Raw genomic sequence first — 19199 nt, 5'->3', positions numbered from 1 at the left:
AAAAAATAAAAATTAACGTTGACGTTTGTCGCTTTGTTCAGTTTTCAAAGTTCAACCGCCGCTCTTAAGCGACTTTATTATCTTATCAAGTTACCGACGTAATGTCAACAACTTTTTAAAATTCTTTTTTCAGCTTCGTTGTTACTGTTATGTCTCAACGACGCTTTATAACAATAAAATATATCTTTATTAAAGTCAACAGTTTTTAACAAAAAAATTCGAAATCATTACTTTTTGATTCAGATGGCTGTTTTATCTAAATCATATCATCATATTATAGGCAAAAGCTAGGTTTAAACTTTGCCTTCTCTATTCTTGAACCCTTTACTTTTTTCAATTTCTTCATTATACGAAGAAATTAAAAAAGGGCTGTCCATTAGACAGCCCCTTCTTATTTCCCTTTAAAACTAGGTCTTCTCTTCTCAGCAAATGCTTGAAGCGCCTCTAGACGATCTTCTGTCGGAATCGTTAACTCATATGCTTTTCGTTCAATTTGCAAACCAGTCTGCAAATCGGCCTTCATTCCTTCTTTGATAGCAAATTTTGCTTGCTGAAGTGCAATTGGCCCATTTTTTAATAAAAGCGAGATAAAAATATCTATTGTTTCTTCTATTTGATATCCAGGAGCTACCTTCGTTACTAGACCACATTCTTTTGCTTCTGATGCCGTGAGGCGCTGAGCTGTTAAAATTAGTTCCATTGCTTTTGCTTCACCAACTAGGCGAGGGAGACGCTGTGTTCCTCCTGCGCCTGGTATAATCGCTAAGCTTGTTTCCGTTAAACCCATAAGCGCTTCTGTTGAAGCGATCCGGAAATCACATGCTAAAGCCAGCTCCATTCCTCCTCCAAATGCATATCCGTTGATGATTGCTATCGTTGGCTGAGGAAGCTGCTCTATCTTAGAAAACACTTCTCCTATTTTGTAAATATTGCGCTTTACCTCTTGATCAGAGAGGGTTTTACGTTCTTTTAAATCCGCACCTACACTAAAAGATTTTTCACCTGCCCCTTTAAACGTCACAACTCGAATATCTTTTTGAATACGAATTCCTTCAATTACTTCTTCCAATTCTTTAAGCATATCGTAATTAAAAGCATTCATCGCTTCCGGACGGTTCAGTATCACATAGGCGACGTGTCCCTTTATTTCATAAGAAATAGATGACATTCTTTTACCACCTCCAAATTGGAATCGCTTTCATTTTATCGCTCCTGAGATACCTGCTGCTTCAGTGCACGCCTTAAAATTTTTCCCGTTGTATTTTTAGGAAGTTCTTTTAAAAATTCAATTTCACTTGGCACTTTATATTTAGCAAGGTGCTCTTTGCAGTAGGCAATAAGCTTCTCTTCCGTTATCTCTTGATTATTGCAAACCACGTAACACTTCACACTTTCACCTAAAGAAGGATCAGGAACTCCGATAACAGCCACTTCTACAATATCCCGATGCGCATATAGCACTTCTTCTACTTCGCGAGGATAAACATTATATCCTCCTACAATAATTAAATCTTTTTTACGGTCAACGATATAAAAATAACCTTCCTTATCCATTCTTGCTAAGTCACCTGTATACAGCCAACCATCTCGGAGAGCATATTCCGTATCTTCAGGAAGCTTATAATACCCTTTCATCACATTAGGGCCTTTGACGATAAGTTCGCCAACTTGTCCTACTTCTACTTCTTTTCCTAGTTCGTTTACCACTTTATTTTCAACATTCATAATAGATGTGCCTATAGAACCTGCTTTTCTCTCTCGATCAATCGGATTGAAACACGTCACAGGAGAAGCCTCAGATAATCCATAGCCTTCTGCTACCATGACCCCAAACTTACGTTCAAAATGGGTTAGAAGTGCCACCGGCATTGATGCCCCGCCTGATATACAAAGCCTTACCGTGTGAAAGTGCTCTTTTTTCCCTTTGTCATGCTGAAGTAAAAAATTATACATTGTCGGAACGCCAGCAAAAATAGTCGCTTGTCGATTTTGAATTAATTCAAATATAGAAGATGGACTGAATTTTGGTTCAATTAATATCGTTCCTCCATTCATTAAAGGCGCATTCAATGAAACAGTTAAACAAAATACGTGAAACATCGGCAAAGCAGCTACGACTCGGTCATTCCCATTTATACTTAAATAATCTGCTACGTCTTGAGCGTTTGAATAAATATTCTTATGCGTAAGCATAGCTCCTTTTGGTTTTCCAGTCGTTCCTGACGTATACAGAATGATGGCCACATCTTCTTCTTTTAACTCGAGAAAATCATATGTAGCTTCCCCTCTGTTTACAACTTGCGAAAACGTGTGAAAATAAGAAGGTATACTTTCCACTGTATCTGTCGTTTCACATAAGATAACGTGTTCCAAAAATGGAGTGTGTCCAATGATTTTTTTTAAAACAGGGAGAAGTAAATCAACCGCAATAACTGCTTTTACATCTCCATCCTGAAGCATGTAGCTAATTTCATCCGCTGTGTAAATAGGATTAATGGGTATAACAGTAGCTCCTACTCGAAGAGCACCGTACAATCCAATAACAAAATGAGGCGAGTTGCCGACAATTAAAGCGATATGATCTCCTTTTTTTACACCTAATTGCTTCAGACCATTAGCAAACTTAGATACCGATGCATCAAGATCTGCATAAGATGTTTCCTGATCCATAAAAACATATGCCGATTTTTGCGGAAATTGCTCAGCTGTTTTATGAAGCTGTGCTGACAAATTCATCTCATAACTTCCTCCTTTTAATAACGAATGAATGAACAACCATTCATTATTAAGTCATAATAATGGAAAAATTCTTACTTCTTCTATTCTATTATAATGTTACTGCTGTTCTATTGACAAGACTCATCTGTTTAAAAAGAAAAAAAGCCTGATGTGGCAGACTTTTTTCTTAATAGATTAATTCAACAAACTCTTCTTTTGTAATATTACCAAAATAATGTGGAATATCGATGTCCTCTAAGGCTTGTTCAATAGAAGCTTTTTCATAACGAACACCTGTTAATTTTCCCTGTACTTCCTGGACATCTCCCACTCCAAAGAAATCTCCATAGATGGTGCAAGCATCGATTTTCCCTTTATTCACTTCCAAACGAACGTCAATTTGTCCCACAGGAAAGCGGTGAGAGTGCTGTAAGTTAAATTTAGGTGATTTTCCATAGTTCCAATCCCATGACTGATAGCGCTCTTTAGAAATTTGATGAATCGTTTCCCAATCTTTTTCCGTTAGTTTATATTCTGTTATATTTTCTTCTCCCTCAAAGATATACCGAAGCAGCATTTCTCTAAATTCTTCCACCGTTACTTTCTGTTCTAAAAATTCACTGATATTCGCTACTCTATTTCGAATAGACTTAATGCCTTTGGATTCAATTTTATCTTTTTTTACTTTTAACGCTGATACCACGTTTTCAATCTCTGAATCAAAAAGAAGAGTTCCATGGCTGAACATTCTTCCTTTCGTCGAAAACTGAGCATTTCCAGAAATTTTACGTCCTTCCGCCATTAAATCATTTCGTCCGCTTAACTCAGCATTGACTCCTAATTTCTTTAACGCTTCCACGACTGGCTCGGTAAACTTTTTAAAATTATGAAAGCTATTTCCATCGTCTTTCGTAATAAAGCTGAAGTTTAAATTTCCTTTATCATGATAAACGGCACCGCCTCCAGATAGACGTCTCACTACATGAATATGCTGATCTTCAACATATTTTGTATTAATCTCCTCAATGGTGTTCTGGTTTTTTCCAATAATAATAGAAGGTTCATTAATATAAAACAGCAGATATGTCTCATTAATATCTAGATGCTTGAGCGCATATTCTTCAATTGCTAAGTTAATTCGGGGATCATAATTTTTTTGATTATCAATAAATAACATTCATTTTCCTCCTTGTTATTCCCATACGTATCCTGATTCAGCTAACGTAAGCGTACCTTGATAATGAGCAGCAGCTTCCTCTACTAGCTGTTGGTGTTCTCCGTAGTGTGGAAGGTGAGTAAGCATGAGTTGTTTGACACTTGCTTTAGAAGCAAGTGTACCGGCTTCTGTACTTGTCATGTGTCCAGCACCGCTTCCATCTTGGCTAGCATAAAAGTTACATTCACAAATAAGAAGATCTGCATTTTCTGAGAAAGAAACAAATTCTTCTAAATAGCTCGAGTCCGCTGTGTACACGACGGTTTGATTGCCAGCACTTATTTTCATGGCATAACAAACGACTGGATGTTTCGTTTTCATAAATTCGATTGTAAAAGGCCCAACGTCAAGTTTTTGACTCGGATCGTACTCTACTCCTTTGGTAATTCCTTTATGAGTAAGTTTGTTGAAGCTTTCCTGATCATATGTATGTCCGTAAATAGAAAGTTCCTTAACAGCGTTCCCTAGATGAGTCTGAATGAGGCGAGCATATTGAAATACTCCGACATCAGCCACGTGGTCATGATGGTAATGAGATAAAATCATCGCATCTATTTCTTCTGGTTTTGCATATTTTTGCAGCTGAGCCAATGCACCGCTTCCACAATCAACAAGCAGCTGAAATCCATCGTGCTCAACTAAATAGCTAGAAGTAGCTTCTGAAACAGCAGGATATCCTCCCCAAAAACCAATAACAGTTACTTTCATTTCAATCACCCTTTCGTACTATTTTTATTACGTTCAGTATACCCTACTTTTTTTTGAAAACTAACTGAAAGATACTCGTTTTGCCTATTTTATCGAAATAACTCATTGTTATATAACAAATAACCACTTAGAATAGCAAAATAGGCTAAATTGTTATAAAACATAATTGACATTTCAACATCTGTTATAATACAATATTAGTAACAAAAAACAACGGAGGGGATTTAAATGTTAGAAAAAATGACTGAATTTTTCAAAAGATTACCCAATAAAAAGTGCGTAGAATGCGGAAACGACATCGAGGAACAGCATGAGTGCTACGGAAACAAATGCGATCACTGCCTAGATATCATGAAATAAAAAAAGCTGAAACTGTTTTATAACAGTTTCAGCTTTTTTTTATACGGTCAAACTGCGATACTCGTTTGGCGTAATGCCTTCTACTTTTTTAAACACTTTTCGAAAGTATTTATCATCATGATATCCAATCATATTCGCAATTTCATAGATTTTTAGTTCTTCATTTAGTAAAAGTGATTTGGCTTTATTCATTCTGACTTTCACCATATAATCTGAAATATTTTCTTGAAATTCTTGCTTAAACTTTCTCGAAATGTATTCACGGCTTAAATAGAAACGTTCCGATATTTCTTGAAGCTTCACATCTCGATGAAAATTTTGCTGCAAAAATTGTTCGATCTCATAAATAACGTCGCGATTGTTTTGCTTGCTATACCTTTTTATTACTTTTAAAAAACGCTTTACTTCACGCTTTTTTCTCTCTACATACTTTGCTAGCTGAAACTGCCCATCTTGGTTATAGAAAAAAGAAAGAACATATTCAGGACCATTACTTATCGTATAAGGAATGTGATATCTTTTTAACCAATGCTGGCTTAACAGCTGATATTCCTGCTCAAAATGCAGAATTTGCTTTAATGATAGATAATTTTGTGCTTCAAAAGCTGTGATAATTTCGTTGAATACCGGCAAAAAAGCTTCAAACTTCCCTACTTGCAGCGCCTCTTCAATTTTACTGTTATAATCCATCATATTTATTAATAAAGCACTTGCTAAAACGTCTTGCTCGCCGTAGACCTTCACTTTATTTTGATCAAGAACATTGCTTAATAAAAGCGAATTTTTCGCATGTTCATAGGATTTCATTAGCTGATCAATAGAAGAGACTTTGCATCCTCTTGCAATCCGACAGCTCACGTCTAACGTACGGCGAATTGCTGTATGTAAAGTCGTCAGCAAAGAGGTTATGCGTTCAAAATCATTCCAAAATATAATGATAATTTCCCACTTATTTGATAAATAACGGAAGGCTACCCCATTTTCTTCTGCCATCAGCATTTCATTGATTACATTTAAAATTGAAAAATAGGCTAAATCCCGGTCACCGCCAAAAGAACGAATAATGGATTCATCTACACGTACAATCCCCACTTCATATTCTCTAGTCAGATGGAAACCAAACTCTTCATAGATTGATTGATTTAGCAAATAATTGTTCATTAACTGCGTTAGTTTTCGATCTCGATAAATCGGCTTCATTTCATTGATTAAACGATAGCTGCTATTATGGACTTTTCTGGACTCTTCTTCTTTCTTCCATTGAGTTACAGCTCGTACAAGCGTATCGTTTAAAATCGAAGGATCCACTGGCTTTAGAATATAATCCGTACTTCCAAAATGAATAGCTTTACGCATATAGTGGTAGTCATCATACCCTGTTACCACAATCGTTTTGCTAGAAGGTGAATTCTCTTTAATCCACTCCAACAAAGCAATTCCATCGATATTAGGCATCTTCATATCAGTAAAAATGATTTCCGGTCCGTGATCCTCAATAAGCGCAATCGCTTGCTCACCGCTATCAGCTTCTATCACATCTGTAATTTCATGCTCTTCCCACTGTCCAAGCAGCTTTATTCCTTCTCTTACATGCTCTTCATCATCCACGATTAATACTTTCATCACTATCCCTCTTTTCTTCAATTGTTGTTAGCTTTATGACAACGGTAAAATCGTGATTTTCTTGACTGCTAATTTGCATTGAAGCATGATCTCCATAGTAGATGCGAAGTCGTTCATAAATATTTTGCAACCCAATATGCTCATCTGTTTGATTATACGATTGCTGAAGTCTCGCTTTTAATTGATTCAACTCTTGCTCTCCTATCCCTTTTCCGTTATCAGAAACAGTTAGAATCAGTTCTTCTCCGTTTAACTTCGCTGAAATCAACAGCTTTCCGCTTCCTGTGCGGGTTTCGAATCCATGTTTAAAAGAATTCTCAACAAGAGGCTGCAAGATCATTTTCGGTATTCGCATAAGCTCTGCCTCTTTTTCGATATTTAACTCATACTCAAACTTTGAACCAAACCGCTGCTTCTGTAGACTCAAGAAAGCTTTTACGTGATCGACTTCTTGCTTTAAGCTAACGATATCCTCTTTCATATTCATGCTGTAACGCATAATGTGAGAAAGTGAGGTTAATAAAGAATATACTTCAACTGCTTTATGCTTAAGGGCAAGAGTTCCAATCGATTGAAATGCGTTGTATAAAAAATGCGGATTAATTTGTGACTGCAACACTTTTAGCTGCGTTGATTTATTTTCTAACTCCAATCGGAATTTACGTTCAATTAAGTCATTAATTGTTTCTACCATAGAGGTAAAGTGCCTTCCTAAAACACCAAATTCATCGTTTCCAAGCGATTTAAACCGGACTTCAAATGATCCTTTTTCCACTTCTTTCATATTGCGAATTAATACGTTAATCGGCTGTGTAAAACGGACCGATATAAAAAGCGTAGCGATAACGAGCATACACAAAAATGGCAGGCCAATTAATACATTCATAAGTGCTGTCTTTCTTGCATCTTCATATAAAACACTGTAAGGAATTCGCTTCACAATGTATAAGTCCTCAAAAGGCTGTTTAAGCTTTTCATACATTAATACGCCTGAGAAGCTTTTATCTTCCCATTCCATGCTGTGATCCTCTTGAGACGTAAGCGCCTTTAGCCACGGGTAGTTTTCGTTTTTTCCAATAACCTTTGAATCCGAAGAATACAAAACCTTCCCTTTATTGTTCATTAAATAAAAATCTTCTGACTCTTCATTATATAAGCGCTGCGATATAGATTGAATTTGTGTCATATTAATGTCTAAAGATAGATAAGCTAACAACTTGTCTGATGGAATTTCATCAATCCGCTGATGAAAGCTAATAACTTGATTCGGCAGTGAGTCAATTAACGTTGATAAATTATTGTAGCTATAAATTTCATGGGTAGGCTCAATGGCAAGAAATTTATGATGTTTATTTAAATAAGAATAGTAAGGCTGAGTGTAAATATCATCGTACTTCCCTCTGCTGCTCACTTTCGAATTATAAGCTGTATACGAGTCATGCCCGTTCTCAATATAAAGATGGAGCTGTTCAATCTCTGGACGAGTATTATATAAATAAAGAAGAGTGCGTGATATTTCCAGTTGATTGGCTCCTAAGTCACTTGATACGCCTTCATCTAACACTTTAATAAATGGGTGGTAGCCGTACAGCCTTTTTGTAATATTAGCAATTTCATTTAAGTAATCACTCAAATCATTGCTTCCATTTTTAATAACTTGATAGTTGGTAGAAATAAATCGATTCTTAACCGTTTCTTTTGTGTATTGATACGTAAAAATCGTTGAAATTAAAAAGGGAATAACGGTTGCGAATAAGAAAAACAAAATTAATTTCTTGCGTATGCTCCAGCCTTTCACAACTAACCTCCTTTGACTAATGTCATACATTATGACTATTATTATACATTAAAAGCGCTTTCAATTAACTATTATTTTTTCATAACTATGAATCTAACCAGCTATTTTTTTCACACCAAAAAGTCCGCGTTTTCCACGCGGACTTTTTGGTTATTTTTTCATTTTTGCCCAAATTGCATCTAATTTCTTCATAAACTCTTCTTCCGTCATTTGTTTGCCTGCGTAAGACTGCATTGCTGCGCCTACTTCTTGAACCGTTCCTTCTGGATACTTAAACCAGTTCCAAGATAATGTTTTGCCTTCTTCAGAGTATTTTAAGATATCATCAGATAAAGAATCGATTCCTTTTCCATCGATGTTTTTGAACGCTGGAATGAACTTGAACTTTTCAACTAAGAATTTTTGACCTTCTTTAGAAGAAACCATCCAATTTAAGAATTCCTTCGCTGCTTTTTTATCTGCATCTGGTGCATTTTTGTTCACTACCCAGTTATTTGGAACTCCGATTGCTAATTTATCATTTTTCTTCGCATCGTTGCTGATCGGCATTGGGATAAAGCCCATTTTCATGTCCGGATTGATTTTCGTGATCATATTTACCGTCCAGTTACCTTGTTGCATCATCGCTGTTTCACCAGAAGCAAATTGAGTAACTTGTGTATTGTAATCTGTCGTTAATGGATTTTTATTTCCATACTTTAACGTTAAATCGAACAGATTCATAAATTGCTTAAACGTTTCATTGCCTTCAAATTTTGCTTTTCCTTCGTTTAGACCTTTAATAAACGCATCTGGATCATCTTGCTGCGCCATTGGAATATTAAATAAGTGGTTACCTAGCACCCACCACTCGCCGTATCCGTTAGAAAATGGCGTAATGCCTTTTGCTTTAAGCTTTTTAGAAGCTGCTTCTAATTCCGACAGCGTCTTAGGCAATTCTTTAATGCCTGCTTTTTCAAATAAATCTTTATTATAAATAAAACCATAACCTTCTAAGTTTAGCGGCTGACCATAGATTTTCCCGTCCATTGTCATCGGTTCTTTAGCGATATCATACAGATTATCTACCCACGGCTGATCAGACAAATCTTCTAATTTATCCTTCCACGTTTGCGCTTCTTGGAACCCTCCATTATTAAAGATATCAGGTTCATTTCCAGAGGCAAACTGTGCTTTTAATGCTGCACCATAGTCCGCTCCTCCGCCGACTGTTTGGATGTTAAACTTTACGTTTGGATGTTCTTTTGTATATTCATCCGTTAATTCTTTCAGCTGATCTGCAATTTCCACTTTGAACTGGAACATATCAATAACAACTTGATCACCTGAGCCTGTTGATTTACTTGCTTTTGAATCCGTACCTGAGTTTGAACATGCTGTCGCAAATAAAAGTGATGTTGCTAACACGCCAGACATTATTGAAAGCCTTTTCATTTTCATTCGTTTTGCCCCCCTTGATATCTATCTCTCTTTATTTTACCGATTCTAGGACATTTGAACAGGTAACAATATTGAACAACCGAGTGGAAAATATTGAACACCCCCCTTCAGCACCCTTCGACAGGTCTTTCTTCTTCCGCAAAAATTTCTATAAAATTTTTATCTGTTTTATTCCACCTAATAACATTTATAGACAAAATTATGTTAATATGTAGAGTGATAGATTCATAAGAAAATTTATGAATTTTTTTAACTTGTATAAACAAAGTGAAGGGGTTTACATGAAAACTAAAAAGCGCAAAAAAACACATGTCTCATTTCGAATTAACTGGCTGTTTATTGTGGTTTTCCTGCTTTTTTCTGCACTCATTTTACGATTAGGCTTCGTACAGATTGTGTACGGAGAGAACTATAAACGAGAAGTTGAAAAAACAGAAGATGAAACGGTAGATTCACCGGTTCCTCGCGGAAAGATGCTAGACCGCTATGACCGCGTTATCGTGGATAATAAACCGTTGAACGCTGTCACGTACACGCGTTTGAAGGGCGTCACTCAAGAAGACAAGCTAAAAGTAGCTAAAAAGCTTGCCACTCTTATTGATGTTCCTGTTACAACAGACGTGTTTGGCAAATCGGATAAAAAGAAAGATAAAAATACGATTAAGCTAACAGAACGCGACTTAAAAGATTATTGGATTGCAACTCATCCAAAAGCAGCAGCGAAAAAAATTACCGCAGCAGATAAGCAAAAAGTAAAAGAAGGTCAGCTTTCTGAAGATGATTTGTATCCTCTTCAGCTGAAGCGCATCACCAAAAACGAACTTTTATCGGTGAAAGATGACCTTGAAGTGATTGCTATTAAAAGCAAGATGGAAGGCGGCTACGCGTTAACCGCTCAAATTATTAAAAGCGGCTTAACAGATAAAGAGCTTGCCGTTATTAGTGAACAATTAGGGAACTTGCCAGGCGTTGATACAACAACTTACTGGGACCGTATGTATACATACGATGGCTTACTTAGCACGCTGCTTGGTAAAATCACATCGGCAGATGAAGGATTGCCAAGCGAAAACTTACAGTACTACTTGTCCCACGGCTACAGCCGTAACGATAGAGTAGGAAAAAGTTATTTAGAAAAACAGTATGAAGACGTTCTTCGCGGTCAAAAAGCCCGCGTACAAAACGTAACGGACCGCTCCGGCAACTTAGTTAGTCAGGAGACCGTTACTGAAGGTCAGCGCGGCAGTGACTTAATTTTGACAATTGATATGGAGCTGCAAAAGCAAGTCGAAGATGCTTTAACAAAAGCTGTGACTTCTGGAGACAAAGGAACACGATTAATGGACCGAGCGTTTGCTATTATGATGGATCCTCATACAGGAGACATTTTAGCGATGGGCGGAAAACAGCTTGTTACTGATAAGCAAACCGGAGCACGTAAAGTACAAGACTTCGCTCTTGGTAACATGACAACTTCTTATGAAGTAGGTTCTGCGGTTAAAGGAGCGACCGTTCTAGCAGGACTTGACTCAGGCGCTATCCAGCCTGGTACGGTTTTTTACGATGCGCCGATGAAGTTTGCTGGAGGAACAATTAAAAAATCGTCTCATCCAATTGGAGCAACAGGTATTCAAAAAGCTTTGGAACAATCATCAAACGTGTTCATGTACCGTACGGTTATGAGCATGGCTGGTGAAACATATCGACCTGGCGGAAAGCTGAATATTCCCCCATCTATTTTTAACAAACTGCGCTCATACTATAGCCAGTTTGGTCTTGGAATTTCAACTGGAATTGACCTAGAAAATGAATCGACGGGTATTCGTAACAGCGTCACAAACGAACCGGGTAAAGCGTTGGATTTTGGTATCGGACAGTATGATACGTACACACCGCTTCAGCTTGTTCAGTACATCTCAACGATTGCTAACGGTGGATATCGCATGAAACCGCACTTAGTAAAAGAAATCCGCGAGCCTGAGCTTGATAGCGAGCTAAAAGGAAGTATTCAAAGTTCTGTTGAACCGGAAGTGTTAAATCGTATTACGATGAGCCAATCAGAAATTGAAATTGTTAAACAAGGTTTCCGTCGCGTAGTCACAAATGGAACTGGTAGAGCTCTAGGAAACGGAACAGCATATGCAAAATACAACATTGCTGGTAAATCAGGTACAGCTGAAACCTTCAACAAAGGGGTCAGCGTTCGTAACTCTACATTCGTTTCATACGCGCCTTATGATAACCCCGAAGTAGCCGTAGCGGTTGTTATTCCTTCTGCTTATGTAGCCGGAACTTCGAATTCATTAAGCAAAAAAGTTACTGGTGAAGTTATTAAAGCTTACTTCGAACTTAAGAAACAAGGCGAAAAAGAAGTAGAGCAAAAAGAAGAAGATGCAAAAACAGGAAATACAGAATTAAACGGCGTAAAAAAAGATGATAATGAACAATAAAAAAAGGTCTCGTCATGAGACCTTTTTTGTTTTTTCTATGAAAAAAGCCCATCTCACTGAGACAGACCGCGTAAAAAGTATAGTTCAATTAATTCAGCAATTTTTTCTTCTGAAAGCGGCTCATGCCGTTTTTCCCAATCATAGACGAGTGCAATGTACATTTTAAATAGTAAAAAAGCTGTGAGCTCCGGGTTGCACGGTTTGATTTCTTTTTTAGAAATAGCAATTTCGATTTTGTTTTTTATATAAGTCAAAATCTCTTCTTCTACTCGCACCAGCACTTCTTGCACTGCTGTAGTGCCTAACTGCTGTTCCTGTACCAGCTTCAGCATGAGCTGATGCTCAGTGCGGAATTCTAAGATTCGAAAAATGGCTGCTTGGGCATTTTCAAAAAAAGGACGGCTGCTGTCAATGACAGTTTCAGCTGCATCTGTCATTTCTCGAATCATTCGTGTCACAATTTCATCGAATAACTCTTCTTTGTTTTTAAAAAAAGTATAAATCGTTCCTTTTCCGACATTTGCAAGCTTCGCCACTTGCTCCATAGTCGTTGCTTTATATCCAAACAGCGCAAATGATTTTGACGCTGCATCAACAACTGATTGCTTTCGGTCTATCGCCACGTTATCCCCTTCTTTCTGACCAAATGAATATTTCAGTCAACAAGTACGGTTTTACTATAGCATAAGTTTCTTTTGCTTTTCAACCACAATCTCTTCTCTTAGTATAACCTTTCTCTACGGGTAGTAGACAAAAAAGCGGAGCATTGATTCACCGCTCCACTTCTACAGTTGCTGCACATATTTAACCGCTTTTTTAGCCACATCTTCTCCTTGCTCTACACATTCTGGTATACCCAGACCTTCGTATGAACTTCCCGCTACATAAAGACCGGCAAGCTCTTTTTCAAGCTGTTCGTTCATTGTATCTAGCATATCGTGATGTCCGACCGTATACTGAGGCATTGACTGCTTCCATCTCGTTACCGCGTAAAATTCAGGCTCAGCAGAAATGGTAATGAGCTTCTTCAAATCCTCCAGGACAATTTTAAAAATTTCATCGTCAGGCTGATCCACCACAGCTTCATCCCCGGTTCGTCCAACTAAACATCTTAGCAGCACTTTTCCTTCCGGAACCGCATGCGGCCACTTTTTATTTAGCCACGTGCATGCCGTAATCGTGTAATCGCTATTTCTGGAAACGGCGATGTTCATTGCATCTAGATTGTCTTGCAGCGCTTCTTGTGCAAAGGCTATCACAACAGTAGCTACTGAAGTGGAAGGCATATGCTTTAACGGTTCGAATATTTTATATTCCGAGAGCATAGACTGAGCAGCTGCATGAGGGGAAGTTACAATAACGCTGTCTGCTTTTATTACTTTCCCGCTATTTAAGGATAATTCATATGTGGTATCTTCTTTATAAATTTTCTCTACCTTTATTCCTTTTGTAATAATATCAGGATCTATTGCTTTTTCTACCCCATCTACTAGCGATTGAAGACCTTCTTTTAATGTTAAAAAGACGCTATTTTTTTTAAACTCCGAATCATCACCGTGCTGTGGGTGAATTTCTTTTAGCTTTTTCATTCCAACAATTAAGCTTCTGTACTTATGTTCAGCATGCAAAAACTGTGGAAATGTTGATCTTAAACTCAAACGATCAACGTCTCCTGCGTAAATTCCTGATAATAGAGGCTCAATTAAATTTTCAACAACTTCATCACCAAACCGTCTTCTAAAAAATACGCCTAGCGAACGGTCATCCTGATTTTTTGTCTTCGGTATAAAAAAATCAGCTGCTGCGCGCAGCTTGCCAACAGGCGAAAATAGCCCTGTTGTGATAAAAGGAGATAACTTGGTTGGTATCCCCATTACAGCACCATCAGGCAGCGCATGCGGCGTATCTTTTACTAGAATATAGGATTTTCCCTTTTCATTTCCGACTAGCTCCCGACCTAGCCCCACTTCTTTTGCCAGTTTTGTAGCAGCTAGCTTACGCGCTAAAAATGAATCAGGACCTTTTTCAAATAAATAACCGTCTCGTTTGACCGTTTGAATTTTCCCGCCAAGCCGATGCGTCGCTTCTATTAGTTGAAGATCAATAGGCAGCTGATGATCCTTTATTTTTTTTTGCAAATAATAGGCAGCTGAAAGACCTGTTATTCCTCCACCGATGATGACAACCTTTTTTCGTCTATCCGTCACGTTATCATCGCCTTTTCTGTAAAATTCAATATAAAGAGAAGCGATTATGGAAATCCATAGCTCGCTTCTTACTTTTCTTTATATTGATTATAAGTTACTTTTCGTCCCTGTTCAACGTACAAAGAATCTATATTGACTTAACGAGCAATTCGTTTTAACACAACTGTAGCTAACCCATCGATAAATTCAGGCTGTGCATTCGGCATTTCAGGACGGTAATAATCAGCCCCAATTTCATCTGTTACCACTTTGCATTCGTAGTCGTTATCATAAAGTACTTCTAAGTGATCCGCGATAAATCCAACCGGGGTATAGACGAACGACGTATAGCCTTTTTCTTCATGCAGTTCTCTTGTTAAATCTTGGACATCAGGACCTATCCATGGCTCAGGCGTATTTCCAGCACTTTGCCAGCCAATTTCGTAATGTTCAATACCAGCTGCTTGTGCAATTAAATCCGCTGTTTCTTGAAGCTGATTTGGATATGGATCTCCTGCTGCAATAATTTTTTCTGGCAAGCTATGCGCAGACACAATCAATACGGCTTTTTGGCGTTTCTCTTCGTCTATTAAATCAAACGTTTGTTTAACACGTGTAGCCCAGTACTGAATGAACTTTGGCTCACTGTACCAGCTTTCTACGGAATGAATGATTGGTCCTCCTAATTTTTCAGCTGTTTCTTTGGCGCGTCCATTATAGGATTTTACGCTAAACGTTGAAAAGTGAGGTGCAAGCACAATGCTGACCGCTTCTTTAATTCCGTCTTTATGCATGGCTTCTACTGCATCTTCAACAAACGGTTCAATATGCTTTAAGCCAAGATACGCTTTAAATTCAATTTCATCCTGTACTTCATTCAAGCGCTTTTCTAGACTTTCCATTTGCTGCTGCGTAATTTTTGCAAGAGGTGAAATGCCCCCAATTGCTTCGTAGCGGTTTTGTAAATCTTCCAAGGCTTCCGGTGAAGGTTTACGTCCGCGGCGGATATGTGTATAGTAACGTTCAATATCTTCTTCTTTATATGGTGTTCCATATGCCATTACAAGTAATCCCATTACTTTTTTACTCATGTGTTCGACACCTCTTTGTTAGATTCAATACTTGTCTTCATTTTGCCATGAATAAAAAGAAAAATTCAAAGTTTAGCGCTCCAAATTATTTGACAATTTATTGTCTATTTGCAGAATATTCATGAATAAAGGTTGTTAAACGCTTCAACGTTTCCGGCTGAACCTGTGGAAAGACGCCGTGCCCCAAGTTGAAGATGTAACCAGGACTGGCCATCCCTTTATCTAATATTTCTGTTACACGTTCTTCAATAACTTCCCATGGAGCTAACAAAATAGCAGGATCTAAGTTTCCTTGCAGTGTTTTTGTTAAGCCTAGTGCACGTGCTTCATCCAGCTGCGTTCGCCAATCTAATCCCACTACATCCAGCGGCAGATCATGCCATTCTTTTGCCAAATGACTTGCTCCTACTCCAAACATAATGAGAGGTACATTTTTTTCGCGCAAAGAGGTAAAAATCCGCTCCATAACAGGCTTTATAAAATAACGATAATCCGCTACATTTAAAGCCCCCACCCATGAATCAAAGATTTGAATGGCTTTTGCTCCAGCGTCAATTTGCGCTTTTACATATGTAATCGTCATATCTGCTAACTTATCCATTAGCGCAAACCATGCTTTAGGTTCCGTGTACATAAATGCTTTTGTTTTATTATAGTTTTTTGAAGGTCCTCCTTCAATCATATAGCTTGCTACTGTGAAAGGAGCACCGGCAAAACCAATTAGAGGTACGTTTAACTGTTCTGTTGTTAACAGCTTAATCGTATCTAATACATACGGAACATCTTCTTCCGGGGTAATTTCTCCTAGCTTTTCTACATCGCTTAAAGATTGAATTGGATTAGAAATGACAGGACCAATTCCTGACTTGATTTCAACATCCACTCCAATTGAAGGAAGCGGTGACATTATATCTTTATATAAAATAGCTGCATCCACTCCGTACTGTTCAACGGGCAGGCGTGTTACGTATGCCCCAAGCTCCGGCTGATGAGTGATTTCAAATAGAGAGTACTTCTCTTTTAGCTTTCGGTATTCCGGCTGTGAACGCCCTGCTTGGCGCATATACCAAACCGGAACATGATCCGTTTTTTCCCCTCTACAGGCTTTTAAAAAAGTATCGTTAAACGTTCCTTGACTCATAATTTCCACCTTTCTCGATTGTCTTCCATCCGTATTTTCTTCGATTAGACAGACAATAATCAGCAAAGGAACATACCGGTTCCTCTACTGATTAAAGTTTCACGTTATATTCTCTACTTGTCACTATACCCATTTCTTTACGACTTGTATAGCCACCTGCTAAAAATGTCAAAAAATCGCCCTACTCTTCCTTTTTTATTGAAAAAGAGCAGGTGTTACTTCGTTGGATTTTTTTCCTTTTTGTTGTGTTTGGGAATTGTAAGGAACTACATAATAAGTAGGACTGTCGAGCAGATTCACACGCTCTTTTTCAAATGCTCCTTTTCCCTTCACTTTGCCAATCAATTCGGCTTTATCCCCTTTTTTCTCATAAACATAATAAACAGCTCTTTTATCAGGTGAAGGTGTCCACGATAAACTTACCGTTAGCAAACCAAATGGATGGAATGTTAATTCTTGTTTTAAGTCTTTAACTTGCTCTAAACGTATTGGTTTTGGCAGATCTTTAACGCCTGCTGGCTTTTGAAATGCAGCTTCGTCGTAACCAGCTCTTGTTAAAATGTCTTTAAATAATAGAGTCGGATAAGAACTTCCTTTTGTTAAATAGTGCTGGTCATTTGTAGAATCATATCCCATCCACACGCTTCCTACAACATCTGGGGTATATCCAACAAACCAAGCATCTCTTGTGGCTCCTTTAACATTCGTATACGAAGTAGACCCTGTTTTTCCTGCTAACTCTCCTTTAAACTCTCCATTTTTTGCCGTTCCTTCTTTAACAACTCCTTGAAGCATTTTTGTCATATACCAAGCCGTCTGTTTTGAAAATGCTTTGTGAGTGTCGGGAACAGCTTTTGCAATCACTTTTCCATCTTGATCTTTTATCTCTTGAATAAAGTACGGTTGGATGTTTTCTCCATTTTCAGCAAATGCCCGGTACGCTCCTGCTAATTGAAGCGGTGTAATTCCTTCTTTTAATCCTCCAAGAGCAATCGCAAGCCCTTTATCTTCTAACGGAATTCCTAGCTTTGTGAGATACTGCTTGCTTGTTTCAACTCCTAGCTGATTCAATGTCCAGACGGCAGCTGCGTTTTTAGAATCTTTTAGGGCATCGTACATCGTTACCTTTTTAGCATATTGCCCGTCTACGTTTTTAGGTGTGTATCCCCCGTAGCTTCTAAGCTTGTCTTGCAGCAACGAATAAGGCTTGAATTGACCTTCTTCTAACGCAGGGCCATATACCGCAATAGGTTTCATCGTAGAACCTGGCTGTCTTTTGACATTTACGCGGTTGAGCGATTTTTGTACATAATCTCGTCCTCCCATAACAGATAAAACTCCTCCGCTTTTGTTATCGACTAATACAAAAGCACCTTGGGCACTGTTATCTGTACCTGGAAAATAACGATTTTCTTTCATCAGCTCGTAGGCGGCTTCTTGTACTTTTATATTCATCGGTACTTTGACCGTATAACCTCCGCGCAGAAGCTCATTGCCCGAAATGCTGTATTTCTTCTCTGCTTCTTGGATAACCATATCGATATAGGTTAAATACGCTGGATTTTTAGCCTGCTCCTTTATGTTCAACCCCAGCGTTCTTCCTTGCAAACGGACATTTTTTTCAGCTGATAAATAACCTGCTTTTTGCATGGCATTTAACACAACATTTCTACGTTCTATACTTTTTTCTGGATGTAAAATAGGAGAATAGGAATTCGGTGCTTTTGGCAGTGCAGCGAGAAGTGCACCTTCTTCTACCGTTAATTCGGAGACATCTTTATTGAAGTAAAGCTTGGATGCAGCTTGGATTCCATAGGCTCCGTGTCCAAAGTATATTTGATTCAAATACATTTCAAGCAGTTTTTGCTTACTGTAACGCTGCTCCAGGTTAATAGCCACCACTACTTCTTTTGTTTTTCTAAGCAGCGTTTTATCATTCGATAAAAACACATTTTTAGCCAGCTGCTGTGTTAAAGTACTTCCTCCTTCAACACTTCCCCCAGCCAATATATCTCGGTATAATGCTCGGCCAATAGATTTAAAATCGATTCCGTGGTGTTCATAAAAACGAACATCTTCAATTGAAATAAATGCTTGTTGCACATGCTTTGGAATCTTGTCAATTGAAACCAAGTCCCGATTTTTCACATAGAGCTTTGTTAATTCGTCTCCATTTTCATCGACTAATCTCGTAGCCGAGTCCATGACGATTTTTTTCTCATCAATTACATAGTTTCCAAGAAACAAGATGATAATATATCCAATCAATCCTAATAGAAAAATTCCAACTAAGGCAGCAATTGCGTATAAGCCTTTTTTGTACATCGTGCCACCCCTTTTCTTCCGCTAAACTTTTGATAATATGGAAAACAACTTCATCAATGTTTTACTTTACCATCTTCATTAGAAGTTCACAATTTTTGAATTTTTGTGTGTAAAATTTTATAATTTTAGTATGATTTACAATT

Annotated in this window: 14 protein-coding genes; 2 read left to right on the top strand and 12 right to left on the bottom strand. The window is 37.9% G+C overall.

Annotated features, from left to right (window positions below; genetic code table 11):
* Nucleotides 1–391: 391 nt before the first annotated feature.
* The 4 genes from ACRPLQ_RS24355 to ACRPLQ_RS24340 all read right to left on the bottom strand — a co-directional run bounded on the left by ACRPLQ_RS24355 (nt 392) and on the right by ACRPLQ_RS24340 (nt 4642).
* Entirely contained in the window at nt 392–1168 is a 777-nt protein-coding gene (locus ACRPLQ_RS24355; RefSeq protein ID WP_165635905.1) for an enoyl-CoA hydratase-related protein, read from the bottom strand.
* Between the two features lie 35 nt (nt 1169–1203).
* On the bottom strand, nt 1204–2736 hold the full coding sequence (locus ACRPLQ_RS24350; RefSeq protein ID WP_165635906.1) for a fatty acid--CoA ligase family protein: 1533 nt from the start codon (nt 2734–2736) through the stop codon (nt 1204–1206).
* Between the two features lie 169 nt (nt 2737–2905).
* The gene (locus ACRPLQ_RS24345; protein ID WP_098626103.1) at nt 2906–3895 is read right to left on the bottom strand and encodes a lipoate--protein ligase; all 990 of its coding nucleotides are present in this window, start codon (nt 3893–3895) and stop codon (nt 2906–2908) included.
* Between the two features lie 15 nt (nt 3896–3910).
* A complete protein-coding gene (locus ACRPLQ_RS24340; protein ID WP_034267959.1) occupies nt 3911–4642 on the bottom strand; it encodes an MBL fold metallo-hydrolase in 732 nt (243 codons plus the stop codon).
* A gap of 228 nt (nt 4643–4870) precedes the next feature.
* Between ACRPLQ_RS24340 and yhfH the strand changes: the two genes are divergently transcribed.
* Entirely contained in the window at nt 4871–5002 is a 132-nt protein-coding gene (yhfH, locus tag ACRPLQ_RS24335) for a protein YhfH (protein ID WP_013055337.1), read from the top strand.
* A gap of 39 nt (nt 5003–5041) precedes the next feature.
* On the opposite strand, the gene ACRPLQ_RS24330 is transcribed toward yhfH, so the two are convergent.
* From ACRPLQ_RS24330 to ACRPLQ_RS24320, 3 genes are all read right to left on the bottom strand, one after another.
* On the bottom strand, nt 5042–6625 hold the full coding sequence (locus ACRPLQ_RS24330) for a response regulator (protein WP_047751673.1): 1584 nt from the start codon (nt 6623–6625) through the stop codon (nt 5042–5044).
* Complete coding sequence (locus tag ACRPLQ_RS24325) at nt 6603–8423, bottom strand: cache domain-containing sensor histidine kinase (protein WP_048020497.1); 1821 nt, start codon at nt 8421–8423, stop codon at nt 6603–6605. The genes ACRPLQ_RS24330 and ACRPLQ_RS24325 overlap by 23 nt, the downstream gene beginning before the upstream one ends.
* Before the next feature lie 150 nt (nt 8424–8573).
* The gene (locus ACRPLQ_RS24320) at nt 8574–9863 is read right to left on the bottom strand and encodes an ABC transporter substrate-binding protein (RefSeq protein WP_033580638.1); all 1290 of its coding nucleotides are present in this window, start codon (nt 9861–9863) and stop codon (nt 8574–8576) included.
* Nucleotides 9864–10144: 281 nt separating this feature from the next.
* Between ACRPLQ_RS24320 and ACRPLQ_RS24315 the strand changes: the two genes are divergently transcribed.
* Nucleotides 10145–12313, top strand: a complete 2169-nt coding sequence (locus ACRPLQ_RS24315; RefSeq protein WP_432236304.1) for a peptidoglycan D,D-transpeptidase FtsI family protein — start codon at nt 10145–10147, stop codon at nt 12311–12313.
* 53 nt (nt 12314–12366) lie between these two features.
* Here the strand turns inward: ACRPLQ_RS24315 and ACRPLQ_RS24310 are convergent, their stop codons facing one another.
* The 5 genes from ACRPLQ_RS24310 to ACRPLQ_RS24290 form a co-directional block, all read right to left on the bottom strand.
* Nucleotides 12367–12936, bottom strand: a complete 570-nt coding sequence (locus ACRPLQ_RS24310) for a TetR/AcrR family transcriptional regulator (RefSeq protein WP_028412542.1) — start codon at nt 12934–12936, stop codon at nt 12367–12369.
* Between the two features lie 162 nt (nt 12937–13098).
* Nucleotides 13099–14520 (bottom strand): protoporphyrinogen oxidase, encoded by a 1422-nt coding sequence (hemY, locus tag ACRPLQ_RS24305; protein WP_013055331.1) that lies wholly within the window; start codon nt 14518–14520, stop codon nt 13099–13101.
* 137 nt (nt 14521–14657) lie between these two features.
* Nucleotides 14658–15590 (bottom strand): ferrochelatase, encoded by a 933-nt coding sequence (gene hemH, locus ACRPLQ_RS24300; RefSeq protein WP_028412544.1) that lies wholly within the window; start codon nt 15588–15590, stop codon nt 14658–14660.
* 97 nt (nt 15591–15687) lie between these two features.
* Nucleotides 15688–16731, bottom strand: a complete 1044-nt coding sequence (gene hemE, locus ACRPLQ_RS24295) for a uroporphyrinogen decarboxylase (RefSeq protein WP_013055329.1) — start codon at nt 16729–16731, stop codon at nt 15688–15690.
* Nucleotides 16732–16926: 195 nt separating this feature from the next.
* Nucleotides 16927–19056, bottom strand: coding sequence for a transglycosylase domain-containing protein (locus ACRPLQ_RS24290; RefSeq protein ID WP_033580640.1), 2130 nt, complete (start codon nt 19054–19056; stop codon nt 16927–16929).
* Nucleotides 19057–19199 lie beyond the last annotated feature (143 nt).

Source organism: Priestia sp. TRN 1309 (assembly GCF_050846875.1).
Classification (GTDB): domain Bacteria; phylum Bacillota; class Bacilli; order Bacillales; family Bacillaceae_H; genus Priestia; species Priestia zanthoxyli.
The sequence above is the reverse complement of the archived record's forward strand: the minus strand, read 5'-3'. Positions and strand labels throughout refer to the sequence as shown.